Source organism: Pedobacter sp. UC225_65 (assembly GCF_042698365.1).
GTDB lineage: Bacteria > Bacteroidota > Bacteroidia > Sphingobacteriales > Sphingobacteriaceae > Pedobacter.
Window position 1 is genome coordinate 554,485 of the sequence record NZ_CP170550.1, and the last position, 14,083, is coordinate 568,567.

Annotated in this window: 17 protein-coding genes and 1 pseudogene; 9 read left to right on the top strand and 9 right to left on the bottom strand. The window is 37.4% G+C overall.

The window, feature by feature from the left end; all coding sequences use genetic code 11:
• Positions 1-163 precede the first annotated feature (163 nt).
• The 3 genes from ACFJIZ_RS02905 to ACFJIZ_RS02915 all read right to left on the bottom strand — a co-directional run bounded on the left by ACFJIZ_RS02905 (position 164) and on the right by ACFJIZ_RS02915 (position 2,303).
• A complete protein-coding gene (locus ACFJIZ_RS02905; RefSeq protein WP_379090492.1) occupies positions 164-490 on the bottom strand; it encodes a HesB/IscA family protein in 327 nt (108 codons plus the stop codon).
• Between the two features lie 83 nt (positions 491-573).
• Positions 574-987 (bottom strand): Fe-S cluster assembly scaffold IscU, encoded by a 414-nt coding sequence (gene iscU / locus ACFJIZ_RS02910; RefSeq protein WP_379090494.1) that lies wholly within the window; start codon positions 985-987, stop codon positions 574-576.
• A gap of 104 nt (positions 988-1,091) precedes the next feature.
• Entirely contained in the window at positions 1,092-2,303 is a 1,212-nt protein-coding gene (locus ACFJIZ_RS02915) for an IscS subfamily cysteine desulfurase (RefSeq protein WP_379090496.1), read from the bottom strand.
• Between the two features lie 124 nt (positions 2,304-2,427).
• On the opposite strand from ACFJIZ_RS02915, the gene mce reads away from it, so the two are divergent.
• The 3 genes from mce to ACFJIZ_RS02930 all read left to right on the top strand — a co-directional run bounded on the left by mce (position 2,428) and on the right by ACFJIZ_RS02930 (position 3,691).
• Positions 2,428-2,829, top strand: coding sequence for a methylmalonyl-CoA epimerase (gene mce / locus ACFJIZ_RS02920; protein WP_379090498.1), 402 nt, complete (start codon positions 2,428-2,430; stop codon positions 2,827-2,829).
• A gap of 146 nt (positions 2,830-2,975) precedes the next feature.
• Positions 2,976-3,518: an aspartate/glutamate racemase family protein gene (locus ACFJIZ_RS02925; RefSeq protein ID WP_379093862.1), complete on the top strand. Its 543-nt coding sequence runs from the start codon at positions 2,976-2,978 to the stop codon at positions 3,516-3,518.
• Positions 3,519-3,538: 20 nt separating this feature from the next.
• Positions 3,539-3,691 (top strand): hypothetical protein, encoded by a 153-nt coding sequence (locus ACFJIZ_RS02930; protein WP_379090500.1) that lies wholly within the window; start codon positions 3,539-3,541, stop codon positions 3,689-3,691.
• A gap of 170 nt (positions 3,692-3,861) precedes the next feature.
• Here the strand turns inward: ACFJIZ_RS02930 and ACFJIZ_RS02935 are convergent, their stop codons facing one another.
• Both ACFJIZ_RS02935 and ACFJIZ_RS02940 read right to left on the bottom strand, forming a co-directional pair.
• The gene (locus ACFJIZ_RS02935; RefSeq protein WP_379090502.1) at positions 3,862-4,569 is read right to left on the bottom strand and encodes a DUF4377 domain-containing protein; all 708 of its coding nucleotides are present in this window, start codon (positions 4,567-4,569) and stop codon (positions 3,862-3,864) included.
• Between the two features lie 217 nt (positions 4,570-4,786).
• Positions 4,787-6,412, bottom strand: coding sequence for an amidase (locus ACFJIZ_RS02940; RefSeq protein WP_379090504.1), 1,626 nt, complete (start codon positions 6,410-6,412; stop codon positions 4,787-4,789).
• Between the two features lie 254 nt (positions 6,413-6,666).
• Between ACFJIZ_RS02940 and ACFJIZ_RS02945 the strand changes: the two genes are divergently transcribed.
• From ACFJIZ_RS02945 to ACFJIZ_RS02970, 6 genes and pseudogenes are all read left to right on the top strand, one after another.
• Positions 6,667-6,915, top strand: a complete 249-nt coding sequence (locus ACFJIZ_RS02945) for a type B 50S ribosomal protein L31 (RefSeq protein WP_055133715.1) — start codon at positions 6,667-6,669, stop codon at positions 6,913-6,915.
• Between the two features lie 71 nt (positions 6,916-6,986).
• The gene (locus tag ACFJIZ_RS02950) at positions 6,987-8,159 is read left to right on the top strand and encodes a putative sugar nucleotidyl transferase (protein ID WP_379090506.1); all 1,173 of its coding nucleotides are present in this window, start codon (positions 6,987-6,989) and stop codon (positions 8,157-8,159) included.
• Positions 8,160-8,162: 3 nt separating this feature from the next.
• A complete protein-coding gene (gene tpiA / locus ACFJIZ_RS02955; RefSeq protein WP_379090508.1) occupies positions 8,163-8,924 on the top strand; it encodes a triose-phosphate isomerase in 762 nt (253 codons plus the stop codon).
• Positions 8,924-9,763, top strand: a complete 840-nt coding sequence (gene prmA, locus ACFJIZ_RS02960) for a 50S ribosomal protein L11 methyltransferase (RefSeq protein ID WP_379090510.1) — start codon at positions 8,924-8,926, stop codon at positions 9,761-9,763. Before tpiA ends, prmA begins: the two co-directional genes overlap by 1 nt.
• A gap of 65 nt (positions 9,764-9,828) precedes the next feature.
• Positions 9,829-11,183 (top strand): annotated as a pseudogene (murC, locus tag ACFJIZ_RS02965) (UDP-N-acetylmuramate--L-alanine ligase).
• Positions 11,184-11,224: 41 nt separating this feature from the next.
• Positions 11,225-11,557: a helix-turn-helix domain-containing protein gene (locus tag ACFJIZ_RS02970; protein WP_379093865.1), complete on the top strand. Its 333-nt coding sequence runs from the start codon at positions 11,225-11,227 to the stop codon at positions 11,555-11,557.
• Here ACFJIZ_RS02970 and ACFJIZ_RS02975 read toward each other — a convergent pair.
• The 4 genes from ACFJIZ_RS02975 to ACFJIZ_RS02990 all read right to left on the bottom strand — a co-directional run bounded on the left by ACFJIZ_RS02975 (position 11,554) and on the right by ACFJIZ_RS02990 (position 14,072).
• Complete coding sequence (locus ACFJIZ_RS02975) at positions 11,554-12,465, bottom strand: GNAT family N-acetyltransferase (RefSeq protein ID WP_379090512.1); 912 nt, start codon at positions 12,463-12,465, stop codon at positions 11,554-11,556. The genes ACFJIZ_RS02970 and ACFJIZ_RS02975 overlap by 4 nt on opposite strands.
• Before the next feature lie 36 nt (positions 12,466-12,501).
• Positions 12,502-12,672: a hypothetical protein gene (locus ACFJIZ_RS02980; protein ID WP_379090514.1), complete on the bottom strand. Its 171-nt coding sequence runs from the start codon at positions 12,670-12,672 to the stop codon at positions 12,502-12,504.
• Between the two features lie 76 nt (positions 12,673-12,748).
• Complete coding sequence (locus tag ACFJIZ_RS02985; protein ID WP_379090516.1) at positions 12,749-12,949, bottom strand: hypothetical protein; 201 nt, start codon at positions 12,947-12,949, stop codon at positions 12,749-12,751.
• A gap of 430 nt (positions 12,950-13,379) precedes the next feature.
• Positions 13,380-14,072 (bottom strand): sensor histidine kinase, encoded by a 693-nt coding sequence (locus ACFJIZ_RS02990; RefSeq protein WP_379090518.1) that lies wholly within the window; start codon positions 14,070-14,072, stop codon positions 13,380-13,382.
• Positions 14,073-14,083 lie beyond the last annotated feature (11 nt).

Consider the following 14,083-nt stretch of genomic DNA (forward strand, 5'->3'; position numbering starts at 1 on the left):
ATTGGGTTGCTAATAAAATGTATGGCTTTATTGTAACACTTATAGGAGTAGGGGGCTTGTCCATGGTTCGTGGTGTCGACATGAACCATGGTTATCTTAAAAAACAAAGCATAAAAAAAAGGCACCAATGTTTCGGTGCCTTTTCTAGTTATGAGAAATTATATTAAACAGAAAAACTTTCGCCACAGCCACAAGAGCGGCTTGCATTTGGGTTTATAAAATTAAATCCTTTGCCGTTTAAGCCGTCGGTAAAATCAAGTTCTGTACCTGCCAGGTATAAAAATGATTTCATATCTAAGGCTATTTTAATTCCACGGTCTTCAAAAAATTGATCGCCTGTTTTGGCTTCGTTATCAAAATCCAAGTTATAAGATAAGCCAGAACAACCACCACCTTTTACAGAAACACGTAAAAAGAAATCAGAACCCAATTGCGAATCTTGCATAAGGTGATCAATTTTGCTTTTTGCTTTATCAGTTATGGTAATCATAGTAGTAAGATTTGAGACTTGAGATATTAGATTTGAGATTTGATTTGACAACTATGCCCTCATATCTATCTACTCATATCTATTTAGTGGTGTGATTTAGCTAATTCTAATGCTTCTAAACCATTTTTAACGCGATAATCGTTAATTGCAGATTTAATTGCATCTTCTGCCAAAACAGAACAGTGAATCTTAACTGGAGGTAAAGCCAATTCTTCTACAATGTCCATGTTATCGATGGCCAAAGCTTCGTCAACTGTTTTTCCTTTTAACCACTCTGTAGCCAAAGAAGATGAAGCAATTGCCGAACCGCAACCAAATGTTTTGAATTTAGCATCAGTAATTACATTGTTTTCATCTACCTCGATCTGAAGACGCATTACGTCTCCACACTCAGGTGCGCCAACTAAACCTGTTCCAACAGATTTGCTGTCTTTATTTAAAGTACCAACGTTGCGAGGGTTGGTATAATGTTCCATTACTTTTTCTGAATATGCCATTTTGTATTTTTTTTAAATCTCCTTGCGGAGACGAATCTTTAATTAGTTAGCAGTTTTCAGTTCTCAATTCTCAATAAAACTGTGAACCTTAAACTGATCAATTTTTAGTGTTCAGCCCACTCAATTTTACTCAAATCGATGCCATCCTTAAACATTTCCCAAAGTGGAGAAAGGTCTCTTAAATGGTTAACGGCCTTTTTAGTGTTTTCTATTGCGTAATCAACTTCTTCTTCGGTAGTAAAACGACCCAATCCAAAACGGATTGAAGAGTGTGCCAAATCATCAGATAAACCTAAGCTTTTTAAAACGTATGACGGTTCTAAAGATGCCGAAGTACAAGCAGAACCAGAAGATACCGCTAAGTCTTTCATCGCCATCATCAAGCCTTCGCCTTCTACATATTTAAAAGAGATGTTAGCTACGTGTGGCAAACGGTGTTCTGTATTACCATTTACATAACTTTCTTCTAAAGTTGTTAAAGCAGCTTCTAGTTTGTCGCGTAAAGCAGATAGACGTTTAGCTTCTTCGTCCATTTCTAAACGACACAACTCACAAGCCTTACCTAAACCAACAATACCTGGTACGTTTAATGTACCTGAGCGCATGCCACGTTCGTGACCACCACCATCTATCTGTGCCGTAACTTTAACCCTTGGATTTTTTCTGCGTACATATAAAACACCTACACCTTTTGGTCCGTACATTTTATGTGCGCTGAATGCCATTAGGTCGATACCATCTTCATTTACATTAACTGGAATTTTACCTACAGCCTGTGTAGCATCAGTCATGAACAAAGCACCATGTTTATGTGCAATGGCAGAGATTTCTTTAATAGGTTGTACCACGCCGATCTCGTTGTTTCCATACATGATAGAAACCAAGATTGTTTTTTCGGTCATGGCAGCCTCTAGTTCTTGTAAATCAATTAAGCCGTCTTCTTTTACTTTTAGATAAGTAACCTTAGCGCCTAATTTTTCTAAATGTTTACAAGTATCTAATACCGCTTTGTGTTCTGTTGTTGCAGTAATGATATGGTTACCTTTGTCTTGGTACATTTCAAAAACGCCTTTAATTCCTAAATTATCGGCTTCTGTAGCACCAGAGGTAAAGATCATCTCTTTCTCTGTACACCCAATCAATTTTGCCACCTGCTCACGAGCATAATCAACACCTTCTTCTGCTACCCAACCAAATGCGTGGTTGCGACTAGCTGCATTGCCGAATTTGTTAGTAAAATAGGGCAACATCGCCTCTAACACTCTAGGGTCGAGTGGTGTGGTAGCATTATTATCTAAGTAAATTGGAAGTTCCATTATATCTATCTGTTCTTATTAATACACAAAGATACGAAAAAAGTTTCCTAACAATTATAAATTATAGCTATGACGGTATAGTTAAAACCTGCATTTTTACATTTGTTTAACTGTTTAAAAGTTTATGAATAAAATTGAACATATTGGTATTGCTGTAAATGACCTTTTCAAGGCTTGTGACCTGTACGAAAAACTGCTCGGAACTGCCTGCTATAAAACAGAGTTGGTAGAGTCTGAAAATGTAAATACAGCTTTTTTTAAAGTGGGCGAAAACAAGATAGAACTTTTGAGCAGTACCCATGAAGACAGTGCCATTGCCAAATTTTTGACAAAAAAAGGAGAGGGCATACATCATATTGCTTTTGATGTAACGGATATCTATGCCGAAATGGACCGTTTAAAAGCAGAAGGTTTTATCCTATTGAACGAAGAGCCTAAAAAAGGTGCCGACAATAAACTGATCTGTTTTGTACATCCAAAGGGGACAAATGGTGTTTTGATAGAACTTTGTCAGGAAATTAGCTAAATAAAAATGAAGAAAATAGGTTTGGTGGGCGGAGTAAGCTGGGTTTCTACCGTAGATTATTATCGATTTATCAATGAGGGATCAATGAAAAACTAGGTGGGCTCAACTTTGCCGAGTGTATCATCTACTCTTTAAATTTTGCCGATATACATGAACATGGCTGGAACAGTTCGTATGGGCTTTTGTCTGCGGCGTGTAGAAGTCTAAAAAACAGTGGCGCTGAAGCCATTGTACTTTGTGCCAATACAGCCCATCTATTTGCCGATCAATTAGAAGAAGAGATACAATTACCTATTATCCATATTGCAAAGGCTACGGCAACAGCCATCAATAAAAAAGGATTGAAAAAAGTAGGGCTGATGGGTACGAAGGTGACCATGGAGATGGATTTTTATAAGGAAAAGCTCAACGCACAGCAGATAGAGGTAATAGTTCCTGAAAGTGAAGCCACAAGGTATTACATCCAACATACCTTGAAAGAAGAATTAGGCAGAGGAATAATCAAAGCAGAAACCAAGTCGAGATACCTTTCTATTATGCACGAACTGATTGCCAACGGCGCAGAGGGAATTATATTGGGCTGTACGGAAATTCCGATGATGATCAGTCAAACGGATATCTTGGTTCCTGTTTTTGATACCGCAAAGATACATGCCGATGCAGCGGTCGCCTTTGCATTGGCCGATTAAGGAGTTAATACGATTTTAAAATGAGCGATATCAATTCATTGATCAAGATGATCAATAAAGATTTTGAAGTGGCCGATGGCCTTTCTGAAGAACGGTTGCGAGAACTGATGGTCAATTCTTTTGCCTATTTGATAGAGGAAGATTTTTCTAAGCTCCTGCAGGATCCTGTATAGGGCGGATGTAGACCAATATAAATTAAAAGAGTTGTTAGAAAGTAATGCCGATCAAAGCTCGGCAGAAGTTATTGCGGATGCCTATATCGCTAGGCAGAAAGCAAAAATCGAAACCTGGAAAAAATATAGTTAAAAGAAAAGTCCAGCCCTTAAGCTGGACTTTTATAGAATTATTTATTATTTAATGGGGCCATGCCAAACATCAGCACCAATTTGTTGTCTTTATAGAAATTTAAGGTCTGATCTGCAATATCGTAGCGAAAGCTATTGTCTGATAATAGTTTTAAGAAATCGGCCTCTAATTTGCTTTTATCAGCGTCAGCGCAGGCCATTCTAGTACTAGCAATGCTTTTAAAAGTGATTTGGTTGTCTTTTAATTCAAAACCTCCAAAAATCCTGTTACATCCACCAGAGCCACTCATTGCATTTTTATCTGCCTGAAAGGAAAGGAAAGCTGTTGTGCTTTTGGGCGTTGTTCCATTGATTTGGATCAGTTTCCAATTGTGTTTGGTTACAAAGGCCCAACTGTCGGCTTTTTTTGTGTTGATCTTTTGTTTCTTGATCAGCTTTTTAAATTTATAGGTGTAGGCACTGGCATCAGCAGGTACATTTTTTCTTTTGGTCCTGGTTACATCAATTACATATCTGTAGCCTGGTTTGTAGGTAAAGCCTTCAATCTGGCTATAAAAGAATTCCCAGTTTTTACTGTTTTTATATTTAACCTGAAAACAGGTTTGTGGAGCTACGCCTGTGCAGTTGGCCAATTCTTCTTTAATGGTAAGCCTAATGGTGTCGGCTTTTACGAAGCTTACAGTGCCAAAGATCAAAAATAAACTTAAGATGGTTTTGTAGATGGTGTTTTTTGTTAGATTTTTCATTCGATATTTCATTCGATATTTCATTATGTGTACTTAAATGATAAGTTTTTTGATGGGATTCCATAAATAAACTCATCTTTTTCAACTATCGCCTAGTTTAGAGGTAGATAGAAACTATAATTGCGCCATCTATAGCAATGAAGATGCCAAATTGGTTCGAATGGAGATTTTGAACTGAGCTTTGGTGTTCAATTTTAAGCTATACTGGGTTTAAATGTTAAATGCCAGATGAAAAATTAGAAGATTTGATAAATTTTGGTGCTGTTCGGTGTAGGGTTGCTTGTTCAAAGGCATAGGCCATGGCCAAAACTTTTGGTTCTTCGTAAGCGCCAGCGATGATCGAAAGCCCTATCGGGAGCTCAAAGGCTTTACCCATTGGTACGGTAATGTGGGGGAAGCCTGCCATCGCTGCTGGAGAACAGAAATAAAAATCGCCACCATAATCTCCTTTAAACAAATCGATATGACACGGAATGCCAAAACTTGTGCCCATAATGGCATCCAGATTATCTTTTTTTAGGATATCGTTTATCATCTTTCTTGATGAGGTGCTTTTGGCCACCGCATCCTTGTAGGTTGTGCTGTTGAGGTCTGGCGAATTTTGGCTCGACTCTAAAAGTTCTTGTTTAAAATAGGGCATAGCCTTAGCTTCATTCGCCTGATTAAAGGCAATGACTTCTTTTAGCGTTTTAACCTTTGCGTTGGCCTTTGAGAGATAGGTGTTTACCCCATCCTTAAATTCGCATAAAAGCACAGTATAGCTGGCCCCACCAAGACTGCCGAACTGGCTCATAAAATCTATTTCTACAACTTCGGCCCCTAATGTTTTCAGTTGCTCGATGGCTTTTTTATACAGCCCAACAACGGCTTCATGCCCCCTTAAGAAAGATTTTTCTATCCCTATTTTCTTTCCTTTAAATGCATCTTTTGTTAGAAACTGAGTGTAATCTTGATGCGTTTTTCCACTGCTGTTTTTTGTTACCTCATCATTGTTGTCTACGCCAGTTAAAGCAGACAGGAGGATGGCAGCATCGGTAACATTCCTAGCCATAGGCCCAGCAGTGTCTTGGGTGCTTGAGATGGGGATCATCCGCTTCTGCTCAATAAGCCCACCGTTGGCTTTAAGCCCACTATGCCGTTGTAAGATGAAGGTGCAATGATCGAACCATTGGTTTCCGTGCCGATAGCCACCACACAAAGATTGGCAGATACCGAAGAGTCCTGAGCCAGCACTCGAACCACTAGGGCTTCGGTCTAAGATATTTGGGTTTTTTGTTTGTCCACCACGGCTGCTCCATCCACTACAGGATCTGGTTGACCTAAAGTTTGCCCATTCGCTCAAATTTGTTTTACCTAGGATAATTGCACCGGCTTCACGAAGTTTTTTAACGATGTAGGCATCCTCAGCGGCTATATTTCCCTCAAGTGCCAGTGCGCCGGCCGTAGTCTGCATTTTATCGGCAGTATTGATATTGTCTTTGATTAATACAGGGATGCCGTGAAGTAGGCCTCTGATTCTTCCCTCTTTTCTTTCTTGGTCTAGTTTTGTGGCAATTTCAATGGCATCAGGATTGATTTCAATGACCGAGTTTAACTTGATTCCATTTTTGTCAATTTCGTTGATGCGTTTTAAATATAGCTTTGTTAATGCTTTTGAAGATAATTTGCCATTGCCCAGCTGTTCTTGTAATTGATGGATGTTAGCTTCGTTCAATTCAAAATTATCGAGATAATTTGGACTATCTTTATCGACCATGGTAGCAGCCGCCAAAGTGCCAGAGATGCCAAAAGTTGTAACAAGCCCTGCCGCAGAACTGTTTTTTAGGAAATTTCTTCTATTCATGGGTTATGGTTTAACCGTTAGGGAACTTAAATGTAAGCCTAATTATTTTTTATTTTCAATAACACTTGAAAAACTTATCATTTTAAATTGTTTTTGGTGTTGTAAATAAAAAATAAAATCCTCATATTTGCATCCTCTAAAATAGGGGCGATAAATAAAAAGACAAATAGAAACGATCATAAGCATTGTTGCCAGCAAATTGCAATCAGTATGTTCTTGATGTTTCACTATAAATAACTTAAAATAATATTCAAATGAAAAAAGATTTGCATCCATCAAACTACAGATTCGTAGTATTTAAAGATATGTCTAACGAATATCAGTTTTTGACTAAATCTTGCGTTGAAACTAAAGAAACTATTAAATGGGAAGATGGTAATGAGTATCCTCTTTATAAATTAGAGATCTCTCATACTTCACACCCTTTTTACACTGGTAAAATGAAGTTAGTAGATACAGCAGGTCGTATCGATAAATTTAAAACTCGTTACGCTAAAAAATAATTTTAGCGATATCATAAAATTTTTAGAAGTCCCGAAGCATTTGCTCGGGACTTTTTTTATTTTTGTAGCTTATGATGATCAATCTATTTGATGACAAGTCTTGGCTATCGCTAAGGCCATTGACATTTACAAGGCCCGTAGCCGATTTGAGGATTGGTATTTTAACCATTGCCGAGAAATGGGCAAAATATTTAAACGCATCATTCGGTTTCAAAACCCAAGCTTATTTAAGCATAAAGTATGCGCCTATTCAGGCAGGGCTTTCCATTAATGGTTCGGTTTGCCCGGATCAACAGCTACTTGATGCGATTTTGGCACTGAAAGACAATCAGGTGCTGGTAAAGGGAGGAGTGGTGATTGCCTATCAGACACAAGATCCAACCTTAGACCATCATCAAGCACTTGAAAAACTAACTGTTGTAAACTATCAGCAAGATTTCACGCATATCGTTTTCCCAGAGCATATCTTTAGCAACAACCATCAAGAGTTGGTTAAAGATTTCGAATTGCTGACCAAGGGCCGATCATCAGGAACATTGAGCAGTACCAATACTTTTTTAGGCGACCAGATTTTTGTAGAAGAGGGTGCAACTGCAGAATGCAGTACCTTTAACAGTTTACAGGGGCCTATTTATTTGGGTAAAAATACACAAGTTTGGGAAGGCTGTAACATTAGGGGTTCATTTGCACTATGCAATAACTCTCAGGTTAAAATGGGCGCCAAAATATATGGTAAAACCACAATAGGCCCATTTAGTAGGGTAGGTGGCGAAATCAATAATAGCATCATCTGGGGATATTCCTCAAAAGGTCATGAAGGCTATTTGGGCAATGCTGTTTTAGGCCAATGGTGTAATATTGGCGCCGACAGTAATAATTCAAACCTCAAAAATAATTATGGTGAAGTGAAGCTTTGGGACTATGGTCAAGAAAGTTTTCGTGAAACGGGTTTACAGTTTTGTGGGCTGATCATGGCCGACCATGCCAAATGTGCCATCAATACCATGTTCAATACCGGAACAGTTGCAGGCGTAAGTGCCAATATCTTTGGTGCTGGCTTTCCTCGTAATTTTATTCCAGATTTTGCTTGGGGTGGTGTGCATGGCTTTGAAGTTTATAGCTTGTCCAAGATGTTGGAAACAGCCGTTAAGGTTTACGAAAGAAGAGATACAGTATTAGATACAACAGAAACTGCTATTTTATCGCATGTTTTTGAACTTACAAAACAATACAGGAGATTTTAAATTATGAGAAAGAAAATAGTTGCAGGCAACTGGAAAATGAATATGGATTATAGCGAAGGCATAGCTTTATTCTCTGAAATTATGAATATGGTTAGGGACGAAAAGAAAGGCGACCAGATTGCCGTAATTTGTGCTCCTTATATTCATTTAAATAGTTTGGCGCAACTATCTGCTGGTGTAGTAAAAATTGGTGCCCAAAACTGTCACCAAAACGAAAGTGGTGCCTATACTGGCGAAATCTCAGCTAAAATGGTAAAGTCTACAGGTTGCGAATATGTAATTATAGGTCACTCAGAGCGTAGACAATACTTTGCAGAATCTGATGCTTTATTGGCTGAAAAAACCAAAATTGCCTTAGCCAATAATCTAACACCGCTATTTTGTATCGGAGAGACGTTGGATGAAAGAAATAATGGCAGTTATTACCAGGTATTGGAGTCGCAATTGGAGAATGGTGTATTTGGGTTAAGTGCTGAAGATTTCTCTAAGCTAGTTTTAGCATACGAGCCAGTTTGGGCTATTGGAACGGGTTTAACAGCTAGTCCAGAGCAGGCACAAGATATCCATGCCTTTATCAGAGCAAAAATCGATGCCAAATACGGAATGAACATAGCCGATGACACCACAATTTTATATGGTGGCAGTTGTAATCCTAAAAATGCGGCTGAGCTGTTTGCGCAACATGATATAGATGGTGGATTGATAGGTGGTGCTTCCTTAAAATCTCGTGATTTTGTAGACATCGTTAAAACCTTTAACTCCTAATGGATTATATTCAAATAGCTTTTAGCTTTACGAGCATCCAAGAGTACCAGAAAGATCTTTTGATAGCCGAATTGGCAGACATTGGTTTTGATACCTTTGAAGACACCACGACTGGATTTGATGCATTTATGATAGCAAACCAGTTCAATGAAAGCGCTTTGAATGAGGTGTTGATGGGTTTTGGAGATGAATTACAATATACCTATCTCATTAATGAGATCGAACCTCAAAACTGGAATGAAGAGTGGGAGAAAAATTTTAGCCCCTTGATCATCAATGAAGATTGTTATGTGCGTGCAACTTTTCACGAACAGCAGCCACAATATCAATACGAGATTGTAATTGACCCTAAAATGGCATTTGGTACAGGTCACCACCAAACCACCACCATGATGATGCAATATATCCTTGAAATTGAGGTGCAAGATAAAGTGGTGTTGGATATGGGGGCAGGTACAGGCATATTGGGAATTTTGGCAGCTAAAAGGGGTGCCAAAGAAATTATTGCCATTGACAATGATGAGGTATGTTACCGCAGTGCGATTGAAAATGCGGCTTTGAACAACATTACCAACCTTACCTCACTTTGCGGAAGTAAAGAAGCTATTCCAGCTGTAGACTTTGATTTGATTTTGGCCAACATCAATAGAAATATATTGTTAGATCAGATTGCCAGTTATGCTGCGGTTTTAAAGAACAAGGGAACGATACTTTTTAGCGGTTTTTATGAAGAGCCAGATTTAGAGATGATCCGTATACATTGTGGAGATTTTGGCCTTACCTATGTTGACCATAAAAAAATTGGGGATTGGGTTGCTGCTCGATTTTTAACGATATAATGAGTAGATTTTGAATGAATAGACATGCTATCATTCAAAATCCATTCTTTCAAAACTATTTACATATGCGTATACATTTTATCGCCATTGGAGGGAGTGCCATGCACAACCTGGCTATTGCATTACACAAGAAAGGTTTTAAGGTTACTGGATCCTGACGATGTGATTTTTGAGCCTTCTAGTACCAGGCTTGCTAAATATGGTCTCTTGCCAAAGGAAAACGGTTGGTTTGAAGAGAACATTACACCTGATATTGATGCTGTGATCTTAGGGATGCATGCCCGATTGGATAATCCAGAATTGTTAAAAGCACAGGAGATGGGATTGAAGATTTATTCTTATCCTGAGTATATCTACGAACAATCAAAAGATAAGTTAAGGGTAGTAATTGGAGGTAGTCATGGCAAAACCACCATCACTTCCATGATCGTACATGTGCTGAATTATTACCATAAGGATTTTGATTATTTAGTGGGTGCGCAGTTGGCTGGTTTTGAAACTATGGTTAAGGTAACCGACTCGGCTCCGGTGATCATTATTGAAGGAGATGAATACTTGGCATCGCCTATAGACCGCAGGCCAAAATTTCATTTATACAAAGCAAATATTGCAGTGATCAGTGGTATTGCTTGGGACCATATTAATGTGTTCCCAACTTTTGAGGATTATATTTCCCAGTTTAATAAATTTATTGAGACGATATTCCCCAACGGAATATTGATCTATTGTGAAAAAGATTTAGAATTAAGAAAAATTGTTATAAACTCAGAAGAAAATATTACGAAGCTCCCTTACTCGATTCCGGACCATGAAGTAATAGATGGTGTAACATATCTTTTGCCTCAACATACCCCTTTGCAAGTGTTTGGTCGATCATAATTTAATGAACCTAAATGCAGCTAAATTGGTGTGTAAACAATTAGCCATAACCGAGGAAGATTTTGACAAAGCTATTTCTACTTTTACAGGGGCTGCCAAAAGATTGGAGCTGTTAAACAGTGTAAAAAATACCAGTGTCTATAAAGACTTTGCGCACTCACCTTCTAAGCTAAAAGCTACAATTGATGCTGTAAAGGCACAATTTGAACATAGAAAGTTGGTAGCTTGCATAGAGCTTCATACCTTTAGCAGCTTAAACAAAGAGTTTTTGCAGGAATACCGAGACAGCATGAAAGGTGCCGATATTGCGATAGTTTATATAGATGAAAAGACGTTTAAACATAAAAAAATGGAGCCCTTAAGTGGGGAAGATGTTAGAACATCTTTTAATGATGAGCACATTTTGTTTTTTAATGAGGCGGGTGCCTTAGAAAGTTATTTAAGAGCCCTTAATTTTGAGAATACCAACCTCTTATTGATGAGTTCTGGTAATTATGGTGGTATGGATCTGGTCAAATTGGCATTAGAGTTGAATGTTTAATAAGGACAACTAACCTTAAAAAAACATAAATATCTATTGTGATGAATATCATTGGTAAAAACATCAGACAATTACGCCAGAAAAATGGCTGGAGCCAAGGAGAGGTAGCTAAACGATTACAGATTTCAATTCCCGCATTTTCGAAAATTGAAACCGGTATTACAGATATCAATATTTCTAGATTAGATCAAATAGCCGATTTATTTGAAGTCTCTACCTTAGACATCATTTCTGAAGAAGGGAATGTTCAACGTTCATATGATCCAGCAGAAGTTACCATATTAAAAGGCAAATTGGCCAGTCAAGAAGAAGAAATCATCAAACTTCAAAAGAAAGTGATTGATTTTTACGAAGAGATCAGAAAAAATAGTTAAAAAATCTTGCGCATGGTAAGGTGTCGCTTTCCAAAAGTGGCACCTGTTGCTTGATGAATGGCAATCATCTTTTCGTTAAAATCTCCAACCCAAGAAAGTTCTAGTTCTGTATATTGATTTTTAGGCAGTACATATTCACCTAATTTAATAAAAAGGGCAGATTCTAGACCTAGTTTTTGGAATGAGGACTTGGTGCCCATCACGATGGCACGCATCCTGGTTACGCCAACCCAACGTCTATATGCAAACTTCAATTTCTCTAAAAGCCCTAGTTTACCATTTAAGCCTTTGATCATTTGATTGGCATCAGGAATGATAACTACAAAAGAAGCAGGTTCTCCATTTGCATAGGCAAACCAGATCAGGTTTTCGTCCATGATCACTTCCATCTGTTTAAAACTCTCTTTCAAGGTCTCTTTTTTGATGGGAACAAAATTTTCGAAATCTTTCCAGCCGTCATTATAGATTTCCATTAAATCGTTAATGTATTTATCCGCATTGCTCTTTTTGAAATGCTCAAAGCTATAATCAGGTTTAGCCGCTACCCAATTTGCAATTTTTGTAAAACGGGCAGGAAAAGGAATGGTCAAGTTGATATGGTTAGTCAGCTGTTCATAGGCTGTCTCAAATCCATAGGCCGTAAAAAATTGATGGTAATAGGGTAGGTGATAGTTCATGCCATAGGAAGCAGGTGTAAAGCCTTCTACCAATAAACCCCAAAAAGTATCATTCTCTCCAAAATTTATCGGGCCTTCCATAGCTTTCATACCCTTTTCCTGTAACCAGCTCTTTGCGGTATCAAAAAGTAAAAAAGCTGCTTCTTGATTGTTGATACATTCGAAAAAGCCCATTCCACCCGTAGGTTGCTCGTAGTTGAATGCTTTTTTTTCATTGATAAAAGCAGCCACTCTACCAATGGTTTGATTGTTGTTATTTTTTAAGATTCACCTTACGCATTGCCCATGTTTGAAAAAAGGATTGCTGTTGGCATCAAATACCTTTTCAATATCTTGATCCAAAGGACGGATAAACGCTTTATCATCCTTATAGATATGCTCAACAACATTTAAAAATTCTCTTTTACTTTCTTTATCCTTAACAAGTATGATCTGCATTGATTAGTTTTGGCTTAAAATAAAAAGCACCCTTAAAGGATGCTTTTTGAATTATAAATTTTTGATCTATTTTTTCTTAATATCTATCGTCATCATCGTCGTCATCGTCATCGAAGTTGTCGAAAGTATCTAGGTCGTCTAATGGAACGTCGAAGTCGTCTTCCTCTTCATCCAGGATCTCGTTGTCTTGGATATCATCATCTTCATCATCTATTTCCTTGTCGGAAAGAGGCTTGTTCACTGGGTTTTTTTGGATCGGTTTTTTCGGCGTTTTCATAACACAAAAAATAGTTAATAATAGGAAATTTTAAAGGTACTCTAAATTACAAAAAATCTTTTTAAATAGAAAGAAACCTCTTTTTTTGTTTTTTTATTTGGTCCAAAATTAGAATAAAAAGATTTTTTCTGAAATTTTTTTTCATTTTTTTCTTCGCTTGAAAAGCAGTCATTTAGGAAGGCAAAAAACGCATTTTCTTAAAAACAAAAAAAGCGTCTCGATTTTTCGGGACGCTTTTAACACACAAATGAAACCTGAATTGAGATATAATTTTAGGTTAGGTTAAAAAATATCTTTGTCAATCCTATAAGAACGTTTTTGAACAAACATTTACTGTTTGTTTAATATCTTATAACAAGTTTAATGCTAATATTAAAACGATTAGAGAAAACTTAGTAAGTGGTAGTAATAATTGAGTAAACGGTAATTTTTAATTTAAAGGCACCGAAATTGTGATTGTTGTACCGCTATTACCGTTCTGTTCTATATAAATCTGTATAGGTTTTACTTCAATCTGATTGAGAAGGTTGATCTTTTCTTGGGTTAAGGCCATCCCTTTACTTTGATGTTTGGTGTTCTTATTTTGCAAGGAATTGTTGATGCCTACGCCATTGTCAATGATCTTGATCCACAAATAATCTTCATCTTTATGGGTAATGTTGATCTGTACTTCACCACCTTCTTCTTTTGGCATAATACCATGCCATATTGCATTTTCTATGTAGGGCTGTAAGATGATCGAAGGGATCAATGTCTCTTCCTTATCTATTGTTGTATCAACCTTGATGTGATATTCGAATTTTTCTCCAAAACGATACTTCTCTAAACTCAAATAGAGATTCAAGTATTCAATTTCTTCTTCAATATTGATATAGCTTTTGGTACAAATCTCTAAGTTTTTCCTGATCAGTTTGGCAAAACCCGTTAAAACCTTGTTGGCAGAAGAGGTATTTTTGGTATTGATGTAGTGTTGGATAGAATTCATCACATTAAAGACAAAATGTGGGTTCATCATAGCCTGTAATGCCCTTTGCTCTAGCATCAATATCTTATTCTTTAACAATAACTGTTCTTGCTCTTTGTTTTTTTGTCTTTTGGTGATCCGAACAGTAATAATGTACAAAAGGTAACCTC